The following is a 23206-nucleotide window of genomic DNA, read 5'->3' as shown; positions in this document are numbered from 1 at the left end:
CTGCTGTACCCCGGCTGCATGCCCGCTGGCCTGTTTGCCACGGCCGACCTGGCGCGTGCCGCCAACCTGCGCGCGCAGCGCGCCGTGGTCACCACCTGCTGGGCGGGGGTGGACCTGGCGCCCGTGCCCACCTGGCAGGGCCCGGCGCTCACGCCCGGCGTGGCACTGGCGCAAGCCGAGGTGGATGCAGTGCTGGTGCCCGGCCTGTGGCTATCGTCCCCCGACGGCTGGCAGGCCCCTGCGCTGCAGCAGCAGCTGGCACCCGCCGTGGCGGCGCTGCGCGCCCTGCCCCGCCGCACCCGGGTGTGGAGCTACTGCGCCGGTGTGGCGCTGGCCGCTGCCAGTGGCCGCTTGCGCGGGCGGAGCGCCACGGCCACCTGGTGGCTGCGCACGGCGCTGGAGCAGCAGTTTGGCGCCGTGCACTGGCACTTTGACGAGCCGCTGGTGGAAGACGGCACCGTCACCACCGCCGCAGGGGCCAACGGCCACCTGCCGCTGATGCTGCATGCCCTGCCCCAGCGGCTCGATGCCGCCGCGCTGGGCGATCTGCAGTCGCTGCTGATGCTGCCGCGCCCGCGCGCCACCCACCCCGCGTTTGCGGGCCACGACCTGATGGCCGTGGCCGACCCCACACTGCGCCAGGCTGTGTTGTGGGTGCAGCGTTGCCCCGCCACCGCATTGCGCCTGCCCGCACTGGCCGATGCGCTGGCCCTGTCGCCCCGCACGCTGGCACGCCGGGTGCAGGCACACACAGGGCTGTCGGCCGCGCTGTGGATGCGGCGCATCAAGCTGCGCCAGGTGGGCGAGGCGCTGTGCGAGACGCCCCAGCCCCTCAAGCGCATTGCCGAAGATTTGGGCTTTGCCAGCGAGGCGGGCCTGCACCGCGCGTTCCAGCAGGCCACGGGGCAGACGCCGCTGGCCTACCGCATGGCCCATGGCTGAACGCCGCTGGGGGCACGGAAGCGGCCCTCGCCCACATCCCACATCGTTCAACCCAACGGTGACTGCCAGGCCGGAAGTAGACCCATGCCCATCACCCACACTGCCACCTGCCGCTGCAACTGAAGCAACTGGCGTCGCACCCGCCTTTGAGCTGCGGCAGCCCTGCACGGGGCATTCGCATCGTGCGGGTGGGCGGGCTGCACGACCAGTGGCAGCAGGCACAGGCGCACAGCGGGTATCTTTGACATTCCGGCGCGCCGCGCCACCCTGCCAGGAGCCTGCCCGTGCCTTCACCTTTTGCCACCACCCCGTCCTCCCTCCTGCAGCGCCTGCAGCCCTGGCAGCCGCCGGGCAAGCACATGTCGCTGGACGACCTCGACCCCGGCGCCAAGCCGTTCTCGCTGGGCGACAAGGCCCGCGACAAGGCGGCGGTGGAGGAGCTGGCGGTGGAGCTGGATGCGCTGCAGAACCTGTTCTACGCCGACAAGCGATACAAGCTGCTAGTGGTGCTGCAGGGCACCGACACATCGGGCAAAGACGGCACGATCCGTGGCGTGTTTGGCCGCATGAGCGCCCTGGGCGTGCACGCCGTGGGCTGGAAGGCCCCCACCGAAACCGAACGCGCCCACGACTACCTCTGGCGCATCCACCAGCAGGTGCCGCAGGCGGGCGACATCACCGTGTTCAATCGCAGCCACTATGAGGATGTGCTGGTGCCCGTGGTCAACGGCTGGATAACGCCCGAGCAGCACCAGCAGCGGCTGGCCCACATCAACGACTTTGAGCGCATGCTGAGCGAGACGGGCACCATCGTGCTGAAGTTTCTGCTGCACATCGGAAAGGACGAGCAGCGCGAGCGCCTGCAGGAGCGGCTGGACGACCCGGCCAAACACTGGAAGTTCAGCATGGGCGACATCGACGCGCGCAAGCAGTGGGACGACTACCGCCGCGCCTACAACGCGCTGCTCAGCGCCACCCACACGCCCTGGGCGCCCTGGACCATCGTGCCCGCAGACTCCAAGACCCACCGCAACCTGATGGTTGCCACGGTGCTGCGCGCAGTGCTGCAGAACCTGGACCTGCGCTACCCGACGGGCGACCCGGCGCTGGCGCATTTCAGCGTCGAATAGGCCTGCAAAGCAGGACCCGGGCAGGCCCTGAGCGGGGTGCCGGCAACGCGCCTTTCGGCGCGCTCCGGGGCCCTTTTTTTGCTGCAGTGCCGCATGAATGGGCGCCTTCCGCTGGTTATGCATTATTTGCATAGTACTCAAACACTCCGGCCTTAGACAGCGTGCAACCGCAGGCATAAGCTTCGCGGCTTGAACTGATCCCACAAGGAACTCACCATGTCTTCACCCACTGGCGCTGCCAGCCCCACCCACCCCCTGCCCTCGTACTTGCAGGCCGACCACCTCGGCCCCTGGGGCAACTACCTGCAGCAGGTGGACCGCGTCACCCCTTATCTGGGCAACCTGGCGCGTTGGGTGGAAACGCTCAAGCGCCCCAAGCGCATCCTGATCGTGGATGTGCCGATCGAGCTGGACAACGGCACCATCGCCCACTACGAAGGCTACCGCGTGCAGCACAACCTGAGCCGGGGCCCGGGCAAGGGCGGCGTGCGCTTTCACCAGGATGTGACGCTGTCTGAAGTGATGGCCCTGTCGGCCTGGATGTCGGTGAAGAACGCCGCGGTGAACGTGCCCTACGGCGGTGCCAAGGGCGGCATCCGCGTGGACCCCAAGAAGCTGTCGATGGGTGAGCTGGAGCGCCTGACGCGCCGCTACACCAGTGAAATCGGCCTGCTGATCGGTCCCTCCAAGGACATCCCTGCACCCGACGTGAACACCAACGGCCAGGTCATGGCCTGGATGATGGACACGTATTCGATGAACGTGGGCGCCACCGCCACCGGCGTGGTGACCGGCAAGCCCGTGGACCTGGGCGGCTCGCTGGGTCGCGTCGAAGCCACCGGCCGGGGCGTGTTCACCGTGGGCGTGGAGGCCGCCAAGCTGACCGGCCTGCATCTGGACGGCGCCCGCGTGGCCGTGCAGGGCTTTGGCAACGTGGGCGGCATTGCCGCCAAGCTGTTTGCCGAAGCGGGCGCCAAGGTGGTGGCTGTACAAGACCACACCGGCACCATCTTCAACAGCAAGGGCGTGGATGTGCCCGCGCTGCTGGCGCATGTGAAGGCACGCGGTGGCGTGGGCGGCTTTGCGGGTGCCGAAGTGATGAAGGCCGAAGAGTTCTGGGGCGTGGACTGCGAGATCCTGATCCCTGCCGCCCTCGAAGGCCAGATCACCAAGGACAACGCGGGCCAGATCAAGGCCAAGCTCGTGATCGAAGGTGCCAACGGCCCCACGACCACCGAAGCCGACGACATCCTGCACGACAAGGGCGTGCTGGTGCTGCCCGACGTGATCGCCAACGCCGGCGGCGTGACGGTGAGCTACTTTGAGTGGGTGCAGGACTTCTCCAGCTTCTTCTGGAGCGAGGACGAGATCAACGCCCGCTTGGTGCGCATCATGCAAGAGGCCTTTGCGGGCATCTGGCAGGTGGCGCAAGAGCACAAGGTGAGCCTGCGCACCGCCACCTTCATCGTGGCCTGCCAGCGCATCCTGCACGCCCGCGAAATGCGCGGCCTGTACCCATAAGCCATCGCCCACACCTTCGGCCCGCCCCTACCCGGGGCAGGCTGTCACACCAACCGCCAGCCGCTGCGATCCAGCCCTGGCGGTTTTTTTCTGGCCGGTACATCGCCAGGCACCCGGCGGCCAATCTGCGATTTGTTGTGCAGCGGCGACGCGGGACCCGATGCATGCCCGCCGTTTGGGGAGCCAAAACGACCGCGCACGCGAATCCGAAACACAAAGATACGTACACATACAAATGGTCATGTCTTGACACGCGTCGACGTGAAAAACTTCCTGGACATAGTTTCAACAAGCCCTCTCCAGGGAGACTCCGATGGCTTTTCCATCCTTGCGCAGCCTTGTGGCGCGTTTTCTGCTCAACCGCCTGCGCACCGCGCGCTCGGTGGCGCGCCTGGCCTACCGGCGCCATGCCCACAAGCCTGCGCTGATTGACCGGCGCGGCACCCTCACCTACGCCCAGCTGCAAGAGCGCGTATACCGCCTGCAGGCCTGGATGCAGGCGCAGGGCGTGAAAAAGGGCGACGTGGTCTTCACCTGGTTGCCCGAGACCGGGGAGCAGTACGAAACCCGGCTGGCCACGTTCGAGAACGGCACCATCTTTGCCAGCTTTCACAAGCACCTGCCCGCCGATGCGGCGCTCACCACCATGGGCCGCGTCAAGCCCAGGGTGTTCATCCACGACCCGCTGCTGAGCGCCCCCATACTGCAGGCCGTGCGCGAACAGCTGCCCGGCCTGCGCACGCTGGCGCTGGGCGACGAATACGAACAAGCCCTGGCACAGCATGCGCCCGCAGCGGGCACGGCCGATGTGCACGAGGACGACGTGTTTGCGCTGCACATGACCTCGGGCACCACAGGCCTGCCCAAGTCCATCGGCTACAGCAACCGCAAGTACCTGGACAGCGTGCGCCTGATCTCGCGCGCCATCGACTTCAAGCCGCCCGCCAACGGGCCGGACGTAAACATGCTGGGCCTGCCGCTCACCGGCCCTGGCTCGGGCCTGGTGCTGCCCACACTGCTGGCGGGCGCGGCGCTGGTGATGCCCGAGGACTTCCGCGCCACCACGCTGGCTGGACTGATCCAGAGGCACCGGGTGTCGCGCGCGTTCCTGTCGCCCTCGGCCATCATCGACCTGCTGGACGAGCCCACGCTGGACCGCTACGACCTGTCTTCGCTGACCCATGTGCCCTACGGCTCGGAGATGATGCCCGCACCCAAGATCGCCGAAGCCATCCGCCGCTTCGGGCCCATCTTTCAGCAGGGCTACGGCTGCCTGGAAGCCCTGCCCCCCATCACTTGGCTGCTCCCCCACGAACATGTGGACGCGCAGGGCAACCCGCTGGGCAATGACATCCTCTCCACCGTGGGCCGCGTCATGCCGGGGGTGGAGGTGGTGATCCGCGACGATCAGTTTGCGCCGCTACCGCAGGGCCAGATGGGCCTGATCACCGTGATGACGCCGGTGCGATTCGAGGGCTACTGGCTGGACCCTGAAAAGACCAGCGAAACCCTGCGCGACGGCTGGGTGGTGATGGGCGACGTGGGCTATTTCGACACCGCAGGCTACCTGCATGTGCTGGGCCGCAGCGCCGACCGCGTGACGCGCAACGGCCACGCGCTGAACCCGCGCGAGATCGAGGAAGTGGCGCATTGCCACCCCGCCGTGAAAGAGGCCTGCCTGGTGCAGCATGGCAGCGCCGCCGTGCTGGTGGTGAGCCTGCGGCAAAGCTGGCGCAGCGAGCGCAGCACGCAACCGCTGGAGCACGACCTTGCCGAGTTCCTGGTGCAGCACCTGCCTGTCGAGATGCAGCCCGACGATGTGCGGGTGGTGCCCGAGATCCCGCGCAGCTTCCTCAACAAGATGCTGCGCCGCGAGGTGCGCCTGATGCTGGAAGCCGCGCCTCCCCGCATCCACCCCGGTGCCCCGGCAACAACCGCCGTCGACACCACAAAGCACGCAGCCCCCGCGCACCCATGAGCACAGCCAACACCCGCCTGAGTCTGGGCACCAAACTCGGCTACGCCGTGGGCAACGTCGGCCTGCAGATGCTGATTGCCGCCATGAGCTTTCTGCTCATGATCTTCTACACCGACGTGGCCCTGGTACCGCCCGCAGTGGCGGGCGCTGCGCTGCTGGTGGGTAAGGTGTGGGACACCATCAACGACCCGCTGTTTGGCTGGATGACCGACCGCACCCGCTCGCGCCATGGCCGCCACCGGGTGTACCTGATCTATGGCGCCATCCCGCTGGGGCTGGCGGCGGCGGCCGTGTGGATGGTGCCGCCGGGCCTCTCGCCCGTGGCCGCCTTCCTGTGGATCGCCATCACCTACACCGTGTTCGACACCATGATGACCCTGGTGCAGCTGCCTTACCAGGCCATGGCCGCGAACATGACGCAGGACTACGACGAGCGCACCAGCCTCACGGCCTTTGCATCCATGGGCGCGCTGCTGGGCTTTTTTGCGGGCAGCGTGCTGATGCCCGTGCTGGTGCGGGCCGCGCCCGATGCACGCACGGGCTACACGCTGGCGGGCGCCGTGTTTGGCCTGGTGGCGGGCATGGCCGTGGCCGTGGTGGCCTGGCGCGTGCGCGAGCCTGCAGCCAGCGCCCCACCGGCCACCGAGGCCCACGCACCGCCCCTGTGGGCCAGCGTGCGCGCCACGCTGGGCACCACACTGCACAACCGCCCCTTTCTGCTGCTGATGAGTGCCGCCACCCTGGTACGCCTGGGCCTCACGCTGGTGCAGGCCTCGCTGGCCTACTTCGTGATCTACCAGCTGCAGGGCGACAAGGGCGACCTGCCCCGCTTCATGGGCACCTTGCTGGGCGTGGTGGGGCTGTCACTGTTTGTGTGGAAGGTCGTGGTGGACCGCTGGGAGAAGAATCGGGCCTACATCCTGGGGCTGGTGTTGTGCGCAGCCGGGCTGCTGGCGCTGTACTGGGTCCAGCCTGGTGACCAGCGCATGATGACCGCGATCCTGGTGGTGGTGGGCATCGGCATGGGGGCGCACTGGATCGTGCCTTTTGCCATGGTGCCCGACACCATCGACCACGGCCACATGCAGGCGGGTGAACGCCAGACGGGCATGTACTACGGGCTCTACGGCCTGATGGACAAACTCGCGCGCACACTCGCCACGGTGCTGGTGGCGGGCATGCTGGATGTAACGGGTTATGTACCCAACGTGGCGCAGTCGGCCGATGCGCTGCAGGGCATCACCCTGATGACTGGCGTGCTGCCCGGGCTGTGTCTGGTGCTGGCCGTCCCGCTGCTGATGGCATACCCCATCACGCGTTCGCGCCACGCCGAGATTCGGGGCCACACCGGCATGCGCTGATCCTGCGCAAAGCCTGGGTGGAGGGTCTTTGCGCGCAGGGGTGCCGCCGCCTGCGGGGATCGTGTACCTTAGGGCAGCTCAACCACATTCCCCGCACCACACCCATGACGGAATGGCCGCTGCCCCCACCTGCCAGCAACGCCCGGATTCACGCCGCGCTCATTGATCCCCAGCGGCTGGCAGCGGTGCATGACACCGGTTTGCTCGACAGCGTCGCTGAAGAGAGCTTTGACCGGCTAACCCGGCTGGCATCCAAGATCACCGGAGCCCCCGCCGCCTTTGTCTCGCTGCTGGACGCACACCGCGACTTCTACAAAAGCACCTTCGGCCTGGACGGGCCATTGAGCACCCTGCGCCAGCTCACCGGGCGAACCTTCTGCCACTATTCCCTGGTGTCGGAGGGCCCCCTGGTGCTGGAAGACGCCACGCAGCTGCCGGTGTTCCGCGACGTGCCCACCGTGGCGTCCCTGGGGGTGCGGGCCTATGCAGGCATTCCCCTGACAACCGAGGCGGGGCAGGTGCTTGGCAGCTTTTGCGCGGTGGATTTCAAGGCCAAACGGTGGACAGAGCAGGACATCGAAATTTTGCAGGAGCTGGCCCACTCCGCGATGCGCGAAATCCGGCTGCGGCGCGCATTGCGTGACGCCGAGGCGCTCAACCAGCAGCTGGTGCAGCAACTGCACAAGGTGGACGAGCTGAACCAGGCACTGCATGAGCTGGCCCGGACCGACCCGCTCACCGGCTTGCGCAACCGGCGCGCCTTTGATGACAGCCTGGGGCTGGAAATCGCCTCCGTCGAACGCACGCGCTCGCCCCTGAGCCTGCTGGTGCTGGACGTGGACCATTTCAAGCAGATCAATGACAGCTTCGGCCACGACGCCGGAGACAAGGTGCTGCGCTCCATCGCCCAGGTGCTCAGCGGCTGCGTGCGGATCATCGACATCGTGGCGCGGGTGGGCGGCGAAGAGTTTGCCGTGATCCTGCCCCACACCGACGCGCAGGGCGCCCACGAGGTGGCCCAGCGCATGCGTGTTGCGGTGGCCCAGGCAAGCTGGCTGAGCCAGCCCACCACCATCAGCATTGGCGCAGCCAGCCTGCGCACTGACGAAACCGCCTCTAGCCTGTTTGCGCGTGCCGATGCCGCGCTGTACACCGCCAAGCAATCCGGACGCAACCGCGTGGTGACGGCATAGTGACGGCGTAGGCGCCAACCCGCAGACGCTCGGCGGGGCTGGACGTCGAGCGCCAGGACGTCCACCGTGGCGACCGTGCGGAAAACGGGCGACCTCATGCGCCCCCGGCTGAAGGATCTGCAACGCGGCCTGCGAAAAGCCCGCTGTGCGGGTGCCCTACATGCCGCAGCCCCGAACGTCAGGCCCTGGGCCCCGGCCCCACCGGCTCGGGCGGCAGCACGCCCCGCATCGCCAGGCAAAACGGCTGCACACAGGCCGCCCGCGCCGCATAGGGGCAGCCTACCGTCTCGCACAGGCCCGATGCACCGTTGCGCGCGCGGTCTTCCTCGCGGGGCACCTGGCCGCTGGCCTGCAGCACGGCCATCTGCGTCCACGGGTCCAGGCGTCCGTTGGCCTGTTGCAGCATGTCGCGGCCATACACGGTGGCCGCCAGCTGGGGCTGAAAGTCCAGCACCAGCAGCGCACTGGTGCGCGGCGCAGCGGCGTCCGCGCCTTGCAGCACCAGGGCCAGCACGCCCGACTGCAGCGCCTGCGCAGGGCCTGCAAACGGCACCTGCAGCGGCACCGCCGCCGAGGGGCCTGCAGCCACGGGTGTAGCAGGCGCTGGCGCGGGTTGCAGCGACGCGATCCAGGGCACCGGCACGCGCAGGGTCAGCGCAAAACTGCGCGCGCCCTCTGGGGTCAGCACCGCGCCCTGGCGCACCAGCCAGGTCTGCAGCGGCTGTGTGTCTGCGTCCAGCGCTCCGCGCTCCAGATCCTGCGCCAGCCCTACGGGCCAGGGCTGCGCAGCCACCACCCGCTGCGGGGCGCCACTGCCTGACGTGAGCTGCTCCACCAGCGCACGCACCATGCCCATCTGGGGCGCATCCAGACCGGTGGCGGGCCAGCCCGCCCCCCGCAGGGGGGCAGCGCCCGTTGCCGCTGCGGGCGCCCCCACGGGCAGTGGCGGGGGTGGCAAGGGCCCGCGCGCAGCCAGCCCCGGCCGCGTGCCCGGCGCGGCCCCCGCGGCACCCGCACCGGGGCCCACCGCTTCGCGCCGGGGTTCAAAACCCGCCCCCAGCTGCTCGCGCGCCTGGGGCGAGATGCTGGCCTTGTCTGCCGGTGCTGGCAAAGGCCCGGCGGCCGGGCTGGGCGACGTGGCCGTGGGCGGCGGTGCACTGGCATCGGCCGGGGGCAGCGGTGCGGGTGTCATGCCGGGCTTCTTGTCCAGCCCCAGCAGCGCCGTCTGCCGCTGCAGCGCGGCCTCGGCCAGAAACTGGGCCACGGGGGGCAAGGCGCTGCGCGAAGGGTCGATGGGAAGGGCCATACAGGGCAAGCGGGGGGATGCCGGATTCTGAAGCGATTCCCTGCGCGTGACCAGTCCTGGAGCGCGTGCAACGCATGCGCTGCAATTGCTATTATTTGTATAGCACACAAGTTAATACTATCGCGCGCAGAAGCCGTTATTTACTCAAAATCCAGGCGCCGCAACCACTCAAAACGGGCCCCGCCTCGGCCCCCATGGTGTGCGGTGCTGGGATATCTACTGCTGGCAGCCTGGTTGTTCGCGCCAGGCTGGGAGCGCTGCCTGCCCTGGAGAATGCGCGTGTGCTTGGCACTGGCGTTTGGCGTGCTGGCGGTGGATGAGCAGTTCATGCTCCACGAGCTGTGGAAGTCCCGCTGCCGCGCATGGACGGACGCCAGCCGCAGTGCCTGGCTACGCAGAAAGAGGCGCTGGAAGTGATGGCCGATGCGCTGGTGCTGGTGGCGCCGTTGCGACAGCCGGGTGGGCGGTGAAGCCCGGGACCGTTACTCCCCCGCGCGCCGCCAAACCAGCCCCAGCGCCCTGACTTTTTGCCAGGCGCTGGCGCGTTCGTCCGAGAGCACGTCCAGAAAATCCGACAAACGCTTGGACTTGACCATCGTGTACACCGTCAGCGAGGTGGTCAGCACAAACACCACCGCAAAGATCCCCAGCTTCTTCCCCACGGGCGCATCGGCCTCGGCCAGCAGGTTCATGCCGAGAAAGCCCGTGGTCACGGTGCCGATCAGGCCAAAGATGGTCACCACCGTCAGCCGCACGACGGTGTTGGCCTGGCGGCGCAGGCTGTCGGCGTCCAGGTACTGGTTCATTTCGCCGATGCGTTCCTTGACCTCGGTGTAGAGCGGGTCCAGCCCCAAGTGGCTGGAACACATGCGAAACAGGGCCCGCACCTGGGCCTGCTCTGACACCTCATGGAACCAGTACCGGTGCGTGAAGCGCAGAAAACCGGCAAAGCTGTCGCGGATGGTGCGCTTGAAGCGGCGCACGCTGGCAGCGTCGGCAATGTCCAGGTTTTTCAAGGCCTCGGCCAGCCGGTCCGAGAACATCAGCAACGCCGCTTTCTGGAAATGCGCGATCAGGAACAGCAAAAAATGCTGGTGCCGGAACTGCGCCAGCACCCCCCGGTCGCGGCAGACAAAAAACGGGCTGTTGGCGTCGCCCAGCACCAGCAGCGAGTGGCCGCTGCAAAGATAGCGCGTGTGGGGGGCTGCGCCGCTGCTGCTCCAGAAGCGGTCATAGCAAAACCGCTTTTCAAAGTCGGCCAGGTGCTCTTCGGCATATGGCAGGCTGGCGTCGTCGCCCGGTCTGGCCGCCCCCGTCACCAGACCTAGACGCACAAAATCGCTGCGGCTCAACGCACGCGGGTCGTCCAGCGCCAGGAACGCCAGCTGCGGCATGCGGTAGTACTCGATCTGCCGGTAGCGCAAGGGGCCGCTGCGCTCCGAATGGTCGCTCACCAGCGGCTCCAGCAGCCAGGCCCAGTGGGCCGCAATGCGCGGGGCGCGGTGACTGCTGACATGGGCCATGAAGAGATCTCGCTGGTTGGCGTCGGACTGGGCCAGCACCTGCCCGGCGGCGTCCAGCCACTCTGCGCTGAACAGGCAGTGCTGGGCATGGCCGTCGGCATCCCAGCTGGCAGGGTAGCCCCGGCCGAAGCGGTACAGCAGCTCCTGCGCCTGGGGCAGCGCCAGGTCGCGGGCGCTGACCTCGACATTGAGCAGAACCAGATCCAGGTCGAGAAAAAAGTACAGGTCTACATGGACGATGTCGAGCGTGATCGGCGCCGCGCCAGGGTGCAGCACCGCCCGCACCGCGCTGACATCGTTGCGCCGGAACACCCGCATCGGCGAGCCCGTGGCGCTGCCGCCTTTCTGGCTGCGGCCCTCGCCGTACAGGAAGCGCTGCACATAGGGCAGAAAAGTCACGAACTCGTTGTAATGCCGCTCGTGAAAACGCTGGCTGTCACCCGTGAATTCATCCACCACCTCCCGCCAAGGCGAGACCTCGCCCATGTCCGCCAGCACCTCCCAGGGCTTGGCATGCCGTCCCTCGGAGCCCCGCACCGGCATCAGGCGCAGAGGCCACAACAGGATCTGGCGCAGTTCACGCACACAGGCGCAAGGGGACTCAACGGACATGGGCGGGCCTTTCGTGGAATCGGGTTGCGTGCCAGGCGCTGGCAGCAGAACCCATGGGCGACATCGGAAACGATGCTACCCAAAACCGCCGGCGATGGGGAGGCAGGCACGGGCCATTGGCAGCGTGCGGGCCACAGGTGCTGACCGCGTGGTCTGGGCAGCTCTGTTCGCACACGCTGGGGCATCAATCCACACCCAGGGCCGTACGCCCATCGCTGCGCGCCACGCGCATCAGCCAAGCCTCCACGGTGGATACTGCGTCGCACGCTAGTGTGGTGTTGCACGCTAGCTGGTACTTGAAACCGCGTCTTATCGGCCAGGGCTGCGTTGCAAATCCTCGCGATGCCTCTGGGTATCGCTGTGGTTTGTGCCTTGCCCCGATCATCCCCGCATGGTGCATGCTTGCAACGCTTGTTCTGCCAAAGCTTGCTGGGACAGCCTAACGCCCCAGCCTTTGCCCCACCGTCCGCCACTGCATTGGCACCAGGAGGTACAGCGGGCTGGGTTCGCGCTGCCAGCCGCTGGGTGGCGCCGACATGGTCGCGCCGGGGTACGAGCCATTGGTGCCGATGTGAAGACCGGCGAGCTGCTGCATCCATGCGACGTCGACGGCGCCCCCTTGCAACGGCCTGGAGAAAATCAGCGCCAGCATTTTGCGCGCCAGCGGGTCGCCGCTGCTGGCCGCTACCTGGTACAGACGCACAGCTTCGGTGTAGTTGGCAGGCACGCCATCGCCCCGGTGGTAGCGCTGGGCCTGCGCGTACCAATCTGCAGCGCTGTAGCGGGCTGATCGGGTACGGGTGTTGGGACCGCTGTGAATGCGACGGGCCAGAAGGCTGGCGTTGGCGGCGGCGGCCCCCGATTCTGCAGACGCGGATTGAAACTGGGCCATCGCCTGTTCGAGATCGCCGCTGGCGATGAACTCCAGCCCCAGTTCGTTGCCGGCCTGCGCATTGCCTGCGCGCACGGCTTGTGCCAGCAGCTTCTGCAGCGGGGGGCTGGCCGCCACTGGTACCACCGGGCCGGGGTAGGGATCTGGTGAGTACGAACGCGGCTCGGCCAACGGGGCCAATGCCTTGGCCGCATGCCATTCGAGGTATTTGGCAAGCCCTGGATCGGCACGGCCCACCAGCGCAATCCAGTGCATGGCGGTTGACGGGTTGGGTGCTGCCACGCAGCCGCTGAGCTGACACCACGCAAGGCCCGCAGGAGCCAGGGGGTGGCTGAGCATTTGCGCGCGTTCAAACCAGTGCTGGGCCTGCGCTGGATCTGCGGGCATGGCCAGGCCATGCAGCGCCAGCAGCCCCAACAGCCACGCCGCATCGGCGGGCGACAGGTCGCCCGATGATTGCGTTGTGTGGGCGGGGGAGATGCGTGGCTTGCGTATCGGTGCCCCGTCGCGTTGGGCGGCGCTGCGAAGTTTTTGCAACATCTTCTCCTGCATGGGTTCGTCGGACCCTGGCACCTGGGGGGACGCCACGTTCAGGCTGGCGCGATCGGTGATAGTGGTGTCTGCGGGCGCGGGAAGCGCACGCACCGAGGCCAGCGCAGGCGAAGCAGGTACCACCGCCAAGACCAGGCACGCTGTACCCACTGCCTGCGCCAAAGCACCATGGAGTGCGCGCCAAGTACCGCGCGGTGTGCACGGTCCATTGACCATGGACTGGCGCGCCATGGTGGACGAAGGGGGGGTGGTCATGGCGTGCGCCTGCGCAGTGCCGTACCGATGGTCTTTCATTTGCGCGGAGCGGTTTGCGCAGGCACCGCGGCTGCGGCGGGTAGGGCCCGGCGTGGAACGACTTGCCAGTACACCGCGTTTCCGGTGTAGCCTTCGCTGCCCCAGGCGGCGGCGAAGGCCTCGTTCAGGCGCTCCAGCGCCCGGTAGTTTGGAATGGGCTTGAGCGGCGGGCCGCGCAGGGCTTTGGGCAAGCGGGGCGTGCTGTCCTCGTCGGTGGCAAAGCAGGCCACGCCCTCGGTGCCGGGGCTGGCCGCGTCCATGATGAAGCCAGGGTTGGGGCTCATCCAGTCAGGGATGCGCAGGGCTTGGTTGGCAGACACCCATCCGGTGGTGTTGGCCTGGTTGGGCAGCAGGCGGATGACCGTGCCGGTGGCGTCGGCCAGATAGCACTGCAGGTAGGAAGCACGCGACACTGTGGCCGACAGGAAGACCTGTTCACCCACCTCGAATGCGGTACGGTCCAGCAAGACGTTCTCGATCTGCAGATCGATGGTGCGGGCAGGTGGCGGGTCGCCGTACTTGGCCGCCCCCGGATTGCTGCTCAACACACTGACTGCGGCATCGGGCGCAGCGGGACCGGCGGCGATGTGTGACACGGGCTCGGCGTGTGTGCTGGCCCAGCCAATGCGGGCCAGGGTGCCGTCAGCGGATAAGCCGACAAAGTGGCGCAGCGCCCGTTCGTAGGTCGCAAAGTCCACCACGCCAGTCACCACCATGCCGTTGTCGGCCTGAAAGCGCGCCAGCGCCTTGCGCAGCGCCGGGTCGTTGTCCGGCAGGGGTTGCGCGCTGGGGGCAAGGTAGCCCCGGCTGACCAGTGAGCGGGTGATGAGCTGGGTGCGCACAGCGGGCGAGCCTTCGTCAAACCAGTCGCGCAGCTGCCGCTGAAAGTCGGGGTGGGTTTGCTCCAGCGTCAGGCATTGCCAATAGGGCACACGGGCCCATTTGCCAATGAGTTCGATCGTGGCCAGGTCCACCAGCGTGCGCACGGCACTGCCAGAGCCTTGCGTGTAGTCGCGCCCCACGTTGAACTGCACGCCATAGGTGCCAATGCGCCCTGCCAGGTCGATGCCCTGGCCACCATTGCCAATGATGACTTCATTGGCGGAGTCCAGGCCGGGTATCAGCGTGCGGGTGCGGAAGTCGCCCAGGTGCATCTCCAGGCCGATGATGGTGGCGTTGCGGCTTTGGCTGTAGCCCATGTCGATGCGGGGGCCAGAGAGCCCGGTGTCAAACCGGTTGTTGATCACGTTCTGGTCCACGAACGAGATGGCGCCCGACAGGTACAGCGCGGGCCGCTGCAGCTGCATCTGGTTGTTGTTGAGCAAGATGGTGGTGAGGTTCTGCACCGTATCCTGGCGCGCGATGTCCACCTCGTAGTCCACAAAGCGGAACGCATTGCTCAGGCGCGACATCTGGGACAGCGCGGTGATCACCATGTCCTTGGTAGCCACGGTGACGCGGGTGGAGTAGTCGGGAATCTGCTTGCTGGTGATCAGTGTGGTGGGCAGCTGTGCGTCGCGCAGCATGTGGTCCATGCACATCAGCGAGTCGGAGAAGCTGGAGATGGAGCGGGTAGGACGCACCACGGGGCGGTCGGTGATCGAGGCGAGACTCTGAAAGTCCTGGTCCTTGCGCGGGTCGCGGGGCGTGGCACAGCCGGCCAAGCCCCACCCGATGACAAGCCACATCGCTCCATGGATCGCGCGCACGAAAGCGTGTGAGGATCGAATGCATGCGGGCATGGCGGGGCTCAGCGGGGTGGGCGGCATGGTCGATCTCCTGGCGCCTGGCCTGTTACTTGCAGATGTTGACGAGATCGCCACGCAGCACTACCACCTGCGGCGCCTGGTTGGGGCCGTATTTGGCCGATCCCGCAGTGTTGGCGGACATGGTGTTGCTGCCCACCTCCTGGACGCAGGTCTTTTGCATGCCCTGTGCATTGGCGGTGGTGACCACATCGTTATTGGTCAGCACGCCGGTGGTGTCGTCTGAGAAAGCCTTGGCTTCGTAGCGGGCGATGCGTGCGCGCAGCCACGATGGCATGGCGTTGCTGCCGTCCAGTCCGGTCGAGGCTGCAGCTGGCCCTGTGGGCTGCATTTGGACCGAGAGCTTCTTGCTCAGAATGACCGGGTCTTCCCCGGGGGCCTGCGCCCACGCCAGACCGGGCATCAGCGCACAGACCATCAGCCAAGTTGCGCAGGGCGCCAGAAAACGTGTGTTCATGGAACACCTCCTATGGTGAGAATGAGGGGCCCACCCGCGCTGCTTTTGCAGCCTGGCCGGTGTACCCCTGTCACGAACTCATCCGGGCACCGATGTGCTGCCGGAATCAGACCTTGGCAGGCCTATTCACCAGCCGTGCTGGCGACGCTCTCAGTAGGGCCAGCCGGCGGTCTTGGTGGGCTGGCAGGTGAAGCAGGCGTTGTTGGAGGCAATGTTTTGCACCGCCTTGCTGTTGCTGCCGCTGGAGAGGTTGTTGACCGACGAATTGATCATCGAGGTGAATTGGCTGGAGTTGCCAATGATGGTGACTTCGCCCACGTTGGAGGACAGGTTCTGGCTGGCGTAGGCTTCGCTGCCGCTGGCGGTGTTGGTCACGTTTCCGCCAAAGCCGGTCACCGTCTGGATGGAGTTGCCACTGATGGTGACGTTGCCCGTGTTGGAGGCAAGGTTCTGGAAGGCCTCGCTCTTGGAGCCCGTCGAGTTGTTATTGACGGACACCGATGTCAGGGACACCGACTGCGTGGAGTTGCCGGTGATGGTGATGTCCGGAGTGGAGGGGACTGGACCGGTGGCCATGGCGGCGGAGGCAATGACGCTGAGCGTGATGAAAGCAAGGGTTTTCATGACAGATCCTTCAAGGATGACTTCTACACAAACTGCAACCGCAGCGAACCTGCGGTGCAGAGGGGGTTGGACGGCGCTTTCGGGTCTGGTTTTTCGAGAACCGGGGCCGTTTGGCGCTGTCGGAGTTCAGTGTGTGAGCCGATGCGATTTGTGCGAATACGCCGAGCGGGCTACCTCATACAGCGGAGCGGTTCAACCCTTGGGCCAGCACAAAACGTTTGTCAGCAAGGCTTGGCGGTCCGCACAACGTGCGGCAGCCCGAAGAAAATCAGGTAGTAACCAATTGCTACTTAGGCAACATTGCCAAATAGATTTGGCCCCTGTCACATATTTGGCGCACTGTGTGCGCTGCCGTACAGAGGGGCATGGGGACGTTGGAGAACATGCATGTGAACGCAAGAGTTGCATGCAGATGCGTCCACCGCCAGATCCAGCCCGTTGGGGCCCACCACCACGTCCGCAGGAGTTCATCCATGAGCAGCAGTTGGCAGGTCGATACACCATCGCAAACATTGAGGCCTTCAGCGTTGCTATCGCCGCAGAGTGCCCGCGACCTTGCATCACAACCGTCGGGCCAGTTTGAAACGTATTCCAATCCACCATCGGTCTGGCCCGCGTTTCTCACGGGGCAGGAGGCCAATCCAGTGCGGGTCTTGCTGGTGGACGACGATCCGCACATCCGCCTGGTGATTGCACAGGAGCTCATGGCGGATGCCCGCACCTTGCTGGTGGCGCAGGCGGGCAGTGTTCGCGAAGGGCGCAAGGCCATCAAGAACCATGAGTTCGATGTACTGCTGGTGGACCTGAACCTGGGCGATGGTGACGCCTTTGATCTGCTGCACTACGTAAAACCCGTGCGCCCATCGGCCCAGTCGGTCGTGATCTCGGTCATGGAAAACGATGAGCAGGTCCTGCGGGCCTTCGAACTCGGCGCCACGGGGTATGTAGGCAAGAACTCATGGTTCGGCAACTATTCGCAGGCGGTGCTGCAGGTGGCCAATGGTGGTGCCTCCATCACGCCCCATCTGGCCCGGCGGTTGCTGCAGCGATTCGACCGCACCCACTCTGCCGAAAACAAGCGACGACAGCCCGATGAGGCAGATCGCCTGTCCGCGCGCGAAAAGGAGATCCTGCGCATGGTGGCCAGCGGCTACACCAGTGTCGAGGTCGGATCGCGCCTGCTCATCAGCAGCATGACGGTCAACACCCACCTGCGCAACATCTACCGCAAGCTGCAAGTGCGCACCCGTGCCCAGGCCGTGCGCTTTGCCTCCCTGCGGGGACTCTTTTGACGGGGTGTTGCAGAGGGATGCTGCATATGTCGGCTGCGCCGTCGCCGGATGGGCTCGCGGTTGCCCGTCGCAACTGACAAGACAGGATTGAGCTGTGTTTCGCACGCGTCCCCCGCAGTTCGCCATCGTTTGCATGTGCATGTGGCTGCTGCAGTTGGCGCTGTTTGCCATGGCGTTTTATGGCTATGGCGATGAGCAGCCGTCGTATCGGCAATGGTGGGAGCTGGCCGCCCTGGCGGCCTCGGTGGGCCTGGGGGCTCTGCTGTTGGTGCAACTTCCCCGCGCCTTGCAATGGCGCCCGAGGCTCAACGCGCGCCCCAGCGCCGATGTGCTGGCTGAGCGGCGGCGCATTGCCAGAGATCTGCACGACAACCTTGGCTCGCAACTGGTCTGCGCTCTGGCACTCCTGAACACATCAAACCCGCGCGAATCAGGCGTCCACTCAGCCCTCGAAAAATGCCTGCTTGACCTGCGTTTGATTGTGGACTCCATGCACAGCGTCGAAGCACCACTCGCAGACCGCCTGGCTCAGTTGAGGCACCGCATCGCGCCCGTGCTGGCACAACGTGGAATCCGTATGCAATGGGAGGTTGAGACGCCTGCATGTGCAGACTGCCTCCACCCGGAAAGGGCGATGCATCTTGTGGCTATTGTTCAAGAAGCTCTGAGCAATGCGCTGCAACATGCAAATGCCACCGAGATTCAGGTAAACACAAGGTGTCTTTCGACCCCTGGGGCGTGGTGCGTGGAAGTCTGCGACAACGGCCAGGGCTTTCTGCCCCCGTTCAATGCGGAAAACCTTCCCGCGCTGGGCCATGGGATGGCGGGTATGGCCCACAGGGCCAGCCTTGCGGGTGGCGAACTGCAGGTATTCGCGGACCAGCGCGGAGGCACCTGCATACGCGTGGTGGCTCCCTACGCTGCGGTGCCCTAGTGTGGTGTTGCACGCTATCGGGTACCCAGGAGGTTAAATCAAGCCACACTTGGGCAGGCTCAGCATGAGCGGTTCAGAGGGCTGCATGCTGAAATCGCCCCACCCATACTCCCTCACAGCGTCAAAGCAGGCTCAGGCGTGGCTGCGGACTCGATCACGCGCGCGAGCAGCGCGCCGCTGTAGCGCGCGGGCAGCGGGATCCACACACGCACGGGGCTGCCTTGTGCAACCTGCACGGGCTGGCCTTCCACGTTGCGCATTTCTTGCAGGCGCACGGTGGTGTTGCCGCTGGGGTGCACCACCTCGATCAGGTCGCCCACGGCAAAGTGGTTCTTGGTTTCCACCAGCACCCAGTCGCCTTGCAGGCCCACATCCGCCAAGCCCTCGGTGCCCAGCACTTCGCCCACATACTGGCTGCGCTGGGTGGCCGAGTGGCCGTTGAGGTAGTTCTGGTAGTCGTTGCTGGGGCGGCGCTCCAGCAGGCCGCCGGTGTAGCCGCGGTTGGACAGGCCTTCCAGCTCGATCAGCAGCTCGGGGTTGAAGGGGCGGCCGGCCACGGCGTCGTCAATCGCGCGGCGGTACACCTGGGCGGTGCGGGCCACGTAGTACAGGCTCTTGGTGCGGCCTTCGATCTTGAGCGAATCCACACCAATCTGCGCCAGGCGCGCCACATGCTCCACCGCGCGCAAGTCCTTGCTGTTCATGATGTAGGTGCCGTGCTCGTCTTCCATGATGGGCATCATCTGCCCAGGGCGGCCCGCTTCTTCGATCAGGTACACCTTGTCGGCCTTGGGGTGGCGCTCGCCGTTGCCGGTGGTCGATGCAAACGATTGTTCCGCCTTCTGCTGCGCAGCCTCGAAGTTGAAATCGCCTTCCATCTTCTGCGCAATGGCTTCGCCCGTCGTGGGGTCGATGTCGGCGTCGTGGGTGGCGTAGTTCCAGCGGCAGGCGTTGGTGCAGGTGCCCTGGTTGGGGTCGCGGTGGTTGAAGTAGCCGCTGAGCAAACACCGGCCCGAGTACGCGATGCACAGCGCGCCGTGCACAAACACTTCCAGTTCCATGTCGGGGCATTCCTGGCGGATTTTTTCGATCTCGTCCAGGCTGAGTTCGCGCGAGAGGATGACGCGCTCCACGCCCATCTTTTGCCAGAACTTCACCGCCGCCCAGTTGGTGGTGTTGGCCTGCACCGACAGGTGCACCACCTGCTCGGGCCACTTTTCCTTGACCATCATGATCAGGCCCGCGTCGGCCATGATGAGGGCGTCGGGCTTGCAGTCGATCACGGGCTCGATGTCGCGCAGGTAGGTGCGGATCTTGTCGTTGTGCGCAATGAGGTTGCTGGTCACAAAGAACTTCTTGCCGCGTGCGTGGGCCTCTGTGATGCCCTGGCGGATCTGCTCCAGCTTGAACTCGTTGTTGCGTGCACGCAGGGAGTAGCGTGGCTGGCCTGCGTACACCGCGTCGGCACCAAAGTCGTAGGCGGCGCGCATCTTGTCGAGCGAGCCAGCGGGCAGGAGGAGTTCGGGGGCTTTGAGCGTGGTCATGGGGTACCTCTGAATCTGAATGAGGGCAACATCAATCCACCACTACCCGTTCGGCCTGAGCCTGTCGAAGGCTGGCACCGGGCTTCGACAGGCTCAGCCTGAACGGTAGGGGGAATGCGGCCAGAAAAACCATGGCAGTCGGGGCGCGAAAGCTTCAACGCTGCATCAGCGGCAGGCCCGCGAGGGAGCCCACCGACTGCGGAAACTCTTCGGCATCAAACGCCTTGTCGCCATCGGCGTCCTGCACGCCGTTGGGCACCAGCCCTTTGAAGTCAAACTGGCGCGGGTCCATGAAGTGCGAGGGCACCAGGTTGCGCAGCGCCACAGCCATGTTCTCAATGCGGCCGGGGTAGAGCTGGTGCCAGTCGCGCAGCATCTGGCCGATCTGCTTGCGCTGCAGGTTCTCCTGGCTGCCGCACAGGGTGCAGGGGATGATGGGGAACTGGCGGTGCTCGGCCCAGCGCGTCAGGTCGTCTTCGGCCACATAGGCCAGGGGGCGGATGATGAGGTGGTCGCCCCGGTCGCTCTGCACCTTGGGCGGCATGCCCTTGAGCTTGCCGCCGAAGAACATGTTCAGAAAGAAGGTCTGCAACATGTCGTCGCGGTGGTGGCCCAGCGCAATTTTTGTACAGCCCAGCTCGTCGGCCACGCGGTACAGAATGCCCCGGCGCAGGCGGCTGCACAGGCTGCACATGGTCTTGCCCTCGGGGATGTGCTCTTTGACGACGCTGTAGGTGTCCTGCGTCTCGATGTGGAAGGGCACGCCCACCTTCGCCAAATACTCGGGCAGCACATGGGCCGGAAAGCCGGGCTGCTTCTGATCCAGGTTGACGGCGATCAGCTCGAAGCGGTTGCCGTTGCGCTGCTGCAGCATGCGCAGCACGTCGAGCATGGCGTAGCTGTCTTTGCCGCCCGACACGCACACCATCACCTTGTCGCCGTCCTCGATAAGGCCGAAGTCGCCGATGGCCTGGGCCACCTGGCGCACCAGGCGCTTTTCGAGCTTGAGCGCGGCGTGGGCGGCGGTTTTCTCGGCGGCAACCGCAGCGTCAGATGCGGCAGCATGGGCTTCGGGCAAGGTGGCGATGGCGGGCATGGGGCAGGCCGAAGGTGGCGAGTGATTCAACAGAAAAGGGCAAGGGTGCCGCAGGTTGCGGCACTCGGCAATGCGCTGCCGCAGAGCGGCTTCGCATTAAATGCTATACATTTAATAGCTATAAACGCATACTGGTCGAGCGGAGACGGCCAATTTTCCTCAGATTTTCAGGCTTCTGCGGGGTAAAACATCTTGCGGGTGGGCACGGACTCGACCGCCTTGGCAATCGCGCCAATGTGGTCCGGCGTGGTGCCGCAGCAGCCGCCCAGAATGTTCACCAACCCCTCGGCCGCGAACTCGTGCACCAGGCGGCTGGTGATCTCGGGCGTTTCGTCAAAGCCGGTGTCGCTCATGGGGTTGGGCAGGCCGGCGTTGGGGTAGCAGCTGATAAAGGTGTCCTCGGCCACGCGGTTCAGCTCCTGGATGTAGGGGCGCATCAGCGTGGCACCCAAGGCGCAGTTCAGGCCGATGGCGAGCGGACGCGAGTGGCGCACGCTGTGCCAGAAGGCGGTCACAGTCTGGCCCGAGAGGATGCGGCCCGAGGCATCGGTGACGGTGCCGCTGATGATGAGGGGCAAGCGCTCGCCGCTCTTTTCGAAAAATTCGTCAATCGCGAACAGCGCGGCCTTGGCGTTGAGGGTGTCGAAGATGGTTTCGACCAGCAGCACGTCGCTGCCGCCCTCGACCAGCGCCTCGGTCTGCTCATAGTACGCGGCGCGCAGCTGCTCGAAGTCGATGTTGCGCGCGCCGGGGTCGTTCACGTCGGGGCTGATGCTGGCCGTCTTGGGCGTGGGGCCCAGGGCACCGGCGACGAAGCGGGGCTTGTCGGGCGTGCTGTATTTGTCGCAGGCGGCGCGGGCGAGCTGGGCCGAGCGCAGGTTCATCTCGCGCGCCAGGTCGGCCATGTGGTAGTCCTCCTGCGCCACAGTGGTTGCGCCGAAAGTGTTGGTCTCGATGAGGTCGGCACCGGCGGCAAGGTAGCGCTCGTGGATGTCGCTGATCACGTCGGGCCGGGTGAGCGAAAGAAGCTCGTTGTTGCCCTTCACGTCGTAGGCAAAATCCTTGAAGCGGTCGCCCGCACCACCGGGGCCCGTGTAACCCTCGCCCCGGTACTGCGCCTCGCCCAGCTTGAAGCGCTGGATCATGGTGCCCATGGCACCGTCGAGGATGACGATGCGTTGGGCGAGGATGTCGGGCAGTTGCGCGGCGCGCGTGTAGGCAAGCGTTTTCATCCCCCGATTGTAGAAACCCGGTCAGCAGCGAAGTCCAAAAGGGGTTTCGGCCCATTCGGCACAGGCGAGGGTGTAACGCTGCTTGGCCAGCCGCGTGGCGCCCAGCCGGTCATAAAAGCGGATCGCGCCGTCGTTCCACAAGGGGGTTTGCCATTGCAGGTGCTCACAGCCCAGGGCGCGCGCCCGGCACACGGCGGCATCCAGCAACGCGGGGCCCAGCCCCAGGCCGCGCGCCGCCGGGTCGAGGTACAGGCAGTCCAGGTGCAAGAAGGGCCGTGCTGTCAGGGTGGCGTAGTCCAGCGTGGCACTGGCGTAGCCCACCGCCTGCCCGTGCAGGTACACCAGCCAGGCATTCAGCCGCCCGGCTTCAAGCGCCTGCGCCAGCCGCTCGGCGTGGCCGTCGGCGCCATAGGGAATCTGCTCGTAGGCAGCATGCGCCGCGCACAGGCGGGCCAGCTCCCCGGCATCGGCGGCCAGTGCGGGCCGCAAGACCCAATCCGCCGGGGGCAGGCGGCGCACGGGTGGGGTCAGCATGCGCATTCAACAGAGGGACGGGCGGCGGGCATGGTCCCGCGCTCGGGCCCGGTGGCTACGGGCTGGCCGTCGCGGATCCAGAAATCCAGGCCGCCCAGCATCTCCTTGACCGTGAAGCCCAGGCGCGCGAGCTTGTACGCGCCCTTGGTCGAGCCGTTGCAGCCGATGCCGTCGCAATAGGTCACATAGACCTTGCTGCGATCCAGGTGGGCCGTGCTGTCGGCGTCCATGGTGCGGTGGGGAAAACTCACCGCGCCGGGCACATGGCCTTGTTCGTAGTGGGCGGGCGAGCGGGTGTCGATCACCACGATGGCGTCGATGCCGTTGCGCAGGTCTTCGGCCACATCCCAGGCATCGGCATGGAAGCTGAGCTTGGCGGCCATGTAGTCGCACGACTGCGCGGGGGTGGGGGCGGGAAAGGCC

19 protein-coding genes are annotated in these 23206 nt (G+C 66.1%); 8 read left to right on the top strand and 11 right to left on the bottom strand.

Features of this window, described 5'->3' with window-relative positions; translation table 11 throughout:
• From DBR12_RS01000 to DBR12_RS00975, 6 genes are all read left to right on the top strand, one after another.
• Nucleotides 1–942, top strand: a 942-nt coding sequence (locus tag DBR12_RS01000) for a helix-turn-helix domain-containing protein (RefSeq protein ID WP_108615552.1), incomplete at its 5' end; no start/stop codon positions are given.
• A gap of 284 nt (nt 943–1226) precedes the next feature.
• Nucleotides 1227–2072 (top strand): PPK2 family polyphosphate kinase, encoded by an 846-nt coding sequence (locus tag DBR12_RS00995; RefSeq protein WP_369861275.1) that lies wholly within the window; start codon nt 1227–1229, stop codon nt 2070–2072.
• A 216-nt stretch (nt 2073–2288) separates the two neighbouring features.
• Nucleotides 2289–3593: a Glu/Leu/Phe/Val dehydrogenase gene (locus tag DBR12_RS00990; RefSeq protein WP_108615548.1), complete on the top strand. Its 1305-nt coding sequence runs from the start codon at nt 2289–2291 to the stop codon at nt 3591–3593.
• A gap of 313 nt (nt 3594–3906) precedes the next feature.
• Entirely contained in the window at nt 3907–5571 is a 1665-nt protein-coding gene (locus tag DBR12_RS00985) for a class I adenylate-forming enzyme family protein (protein ID WP_108615547.1), read from the top strand.
• Nucleotides 5568–6932: an MFS transporter gene (locus DBR12_RS00980; protein WP_108615546.1), complete on the top strand. Its 1365-nt coding sequence runs from the start codon at nt 5568–5570 to the stop codon at nt 6930–6932. Before DBR12_RS00985 ends, DBR12_RS00980 begins: the two co-directional genes overlap by 4 nt.
• Before the next feature lie 104 nt (nt 6933–7036).
• Nucleotides 7037–8125, top strand: coding sequence for a sensor domain-containing diguanylate cyclase (locus DBR12_RS00975; RefSeq protein WP_108615545.1), 1089 nt, complete (start codon nt 7037–7039; stop codon nt 8123–8125).
• Between the two features lie 178 nt (nt 8126–8303).
• Here the strand turns inward: DBR12_RS00975 and DBR12_RS00970 are convergent, their stop codons facing one another.
• From DBR12_RS00970 to DBR12_RS00940, 6 genes are all read right to left on the bottom strand, one after another.
• Nucleotides 8304–9431, bottom strand: a complete 1128-nt coding sequence (locus DBR12_RS00970; RefSeq protein ID WP_108615544.1) for a hypothetical protein — start codon at nt 9429–9431, stop codon at nt 8304–8306.
• A 482-nt stretch (nt 9432–9913) separates the two neighbouring features.
• Entirely contained in the window at nt 9914–11566 is a 1653-nt protein-coding gene (locus DBR12_RS00960; RefSeq protein WP_108615543.1) for a hypothetical protein, read from the bottom strand.
• A gap of 439 nt (nt 11567–12005) precedes the next feature.
• Nucleotides 12006–13265, bottom strand: a complete 1260-nt coding sequence (locus tag DBR12_RS00955; protein ID WP_158274955.1) for an SEL1-like repeat protein — start codon at nt 13263–13265, stop codon at nt 12006–12008.
• Nucleotides 13266–13300: 35 nt separating this feature from the next.
• Nucleotides 13301–14992, bottom strand: coding sequence for a DUF4384 domain-containing protein (locus DBR12_RS00950; protein ID WP_233244232.1), 1692 nt, complete (start codon nt 14990–14992; stop codon nt 13301–13303).
• Nucleotides 14993–15098: 106 nt separating this feature from the next.
• Nucleotides 15099–15527, bottom strand: coding sequence for a hypothetical protein (locus DBR12_RS00945; RefSeq protein WP_108615541.1), 429 nt, complete (start codon nt 15525–15527; stop codon nt 15099–15101).
• Nucleotides 15528–15677: 150 nt separating this feature from the next.
• A complete protein-coding gene (locus tag DBR12_RS00940; RefSeq protein ID WP_108615540.1) occupies nt 15678–16151 on the bottom strand; it encodes a hypothetical protein in 474 nt (157 codons plus the stop codon).
• Between the two features lie 473 nt (nt 16152–16624).
• Here DBR12_RS00940 and DBR12_RS00935 point away from each other — a divergent pair, with 473 nt between their 5' ends.
• Together DBR12_RS00935 and DBR12_RS00930 are read left to right on the top strand one after the other, a co-directional pair.
• A complete protein-coding gene (locus DBR12_RS00935) occupies nt 16625–17443 on the top strand; it encodes a response regulator transcription factor (RefSeq protein ID WP_108615539.1) in 819 nt (272 codons plus the stop codon).
• A gap of 139 nt (nt 17444–17582) precedes the next feature.
• Nucleotides 17583–18377, top strand: coding sequence for a sensor histidine kinase (locus DBR12_RS00930; RefSeq protein ID WP_158274954.1), 795 nt, complete (start codon nt 17583–17585; stop codon nt 18375–18377).
• 113 nt (nt 18378–18490) lie between these two features.
• On the opposite strand, the gene yegQ is transcribed toward DBR12_RS00930, so the two are convergent.
• From yegQ to DBR12_RS00905, 5 genes are all read right to left on the bottom strand, one after another.
• The gene (gene yegQ / locus DBR12_RS00925) at nt 18491–19921 is read right to left on the bottom strand and encodes a tRNA 5-hydroxyuridine modification protein YegQ (RefSeq protein ID WP_108615537.1); all 1431 of its coding nucleotides are present in this window, start codon (nt 19919–19921) and stop codon (nt 18491–18493) included.
• Between the two features lie 154 nt (nt 19922–20075).
• Nucleotides 20076–21017, bottom strand: coding sequence for a tRNA 2-thiocytidine(32) synthetase TtcA (gene ttcA / locus DBR12_RS00920; protein WP_108615536.1), 942 nt, complete (start codon nt 21015–21017; stop codon nt 20076–20078).
• A gap of 167 nt (nt 21018–21184) precedes the next feature.
• Nucleotides 21185–22249: a homocysteine S-methyltransferase family protein gene (locus DBR12_RS00915; RefSeq protein WP_108615535.1), complete on the bottom strand. Its 1065-nt coding sequence runs from the start codon at nt 22247–22249 to the stop codon at nt 21185–21187.
• A 21-nt stretch (nt 22250–22270) separates the two neighbouring features.
• Entirely contained in the window at nt 22271–22783 is a 513-nt protein-coding gene (locus tag DBR12_RS00910; protein WP_108615549.1) for a GNAT family N-acetyltransferase, read from the bottom strand.
• Nucleotides 22777–23206 (bottom strand): rhodanese-like domain-containing protein (locus DBR12_RS00905; protein WP_108615534.1); only part of this gene is annotated, 430 nt, incomplete at its 5' end. The genes DBR12_RS00910 and DBR12_RS00905, both read right to left, overlap by 7 nt.

The organism is Acidovorax sp. HMWF029, from assembly GCF_003060895.1.
Taxonomy (GTDB): Bacteria; Pseudomonadota; Gammaproteobacteria; order Burkholderiales; family Burkholderiaceae_C; genus Acidovorax.
The sequence above is the reverse complement of the archived record's forward strand: the minus strand, read 5'-3'. Positions and strand labels throughout refer to the sequence as shown.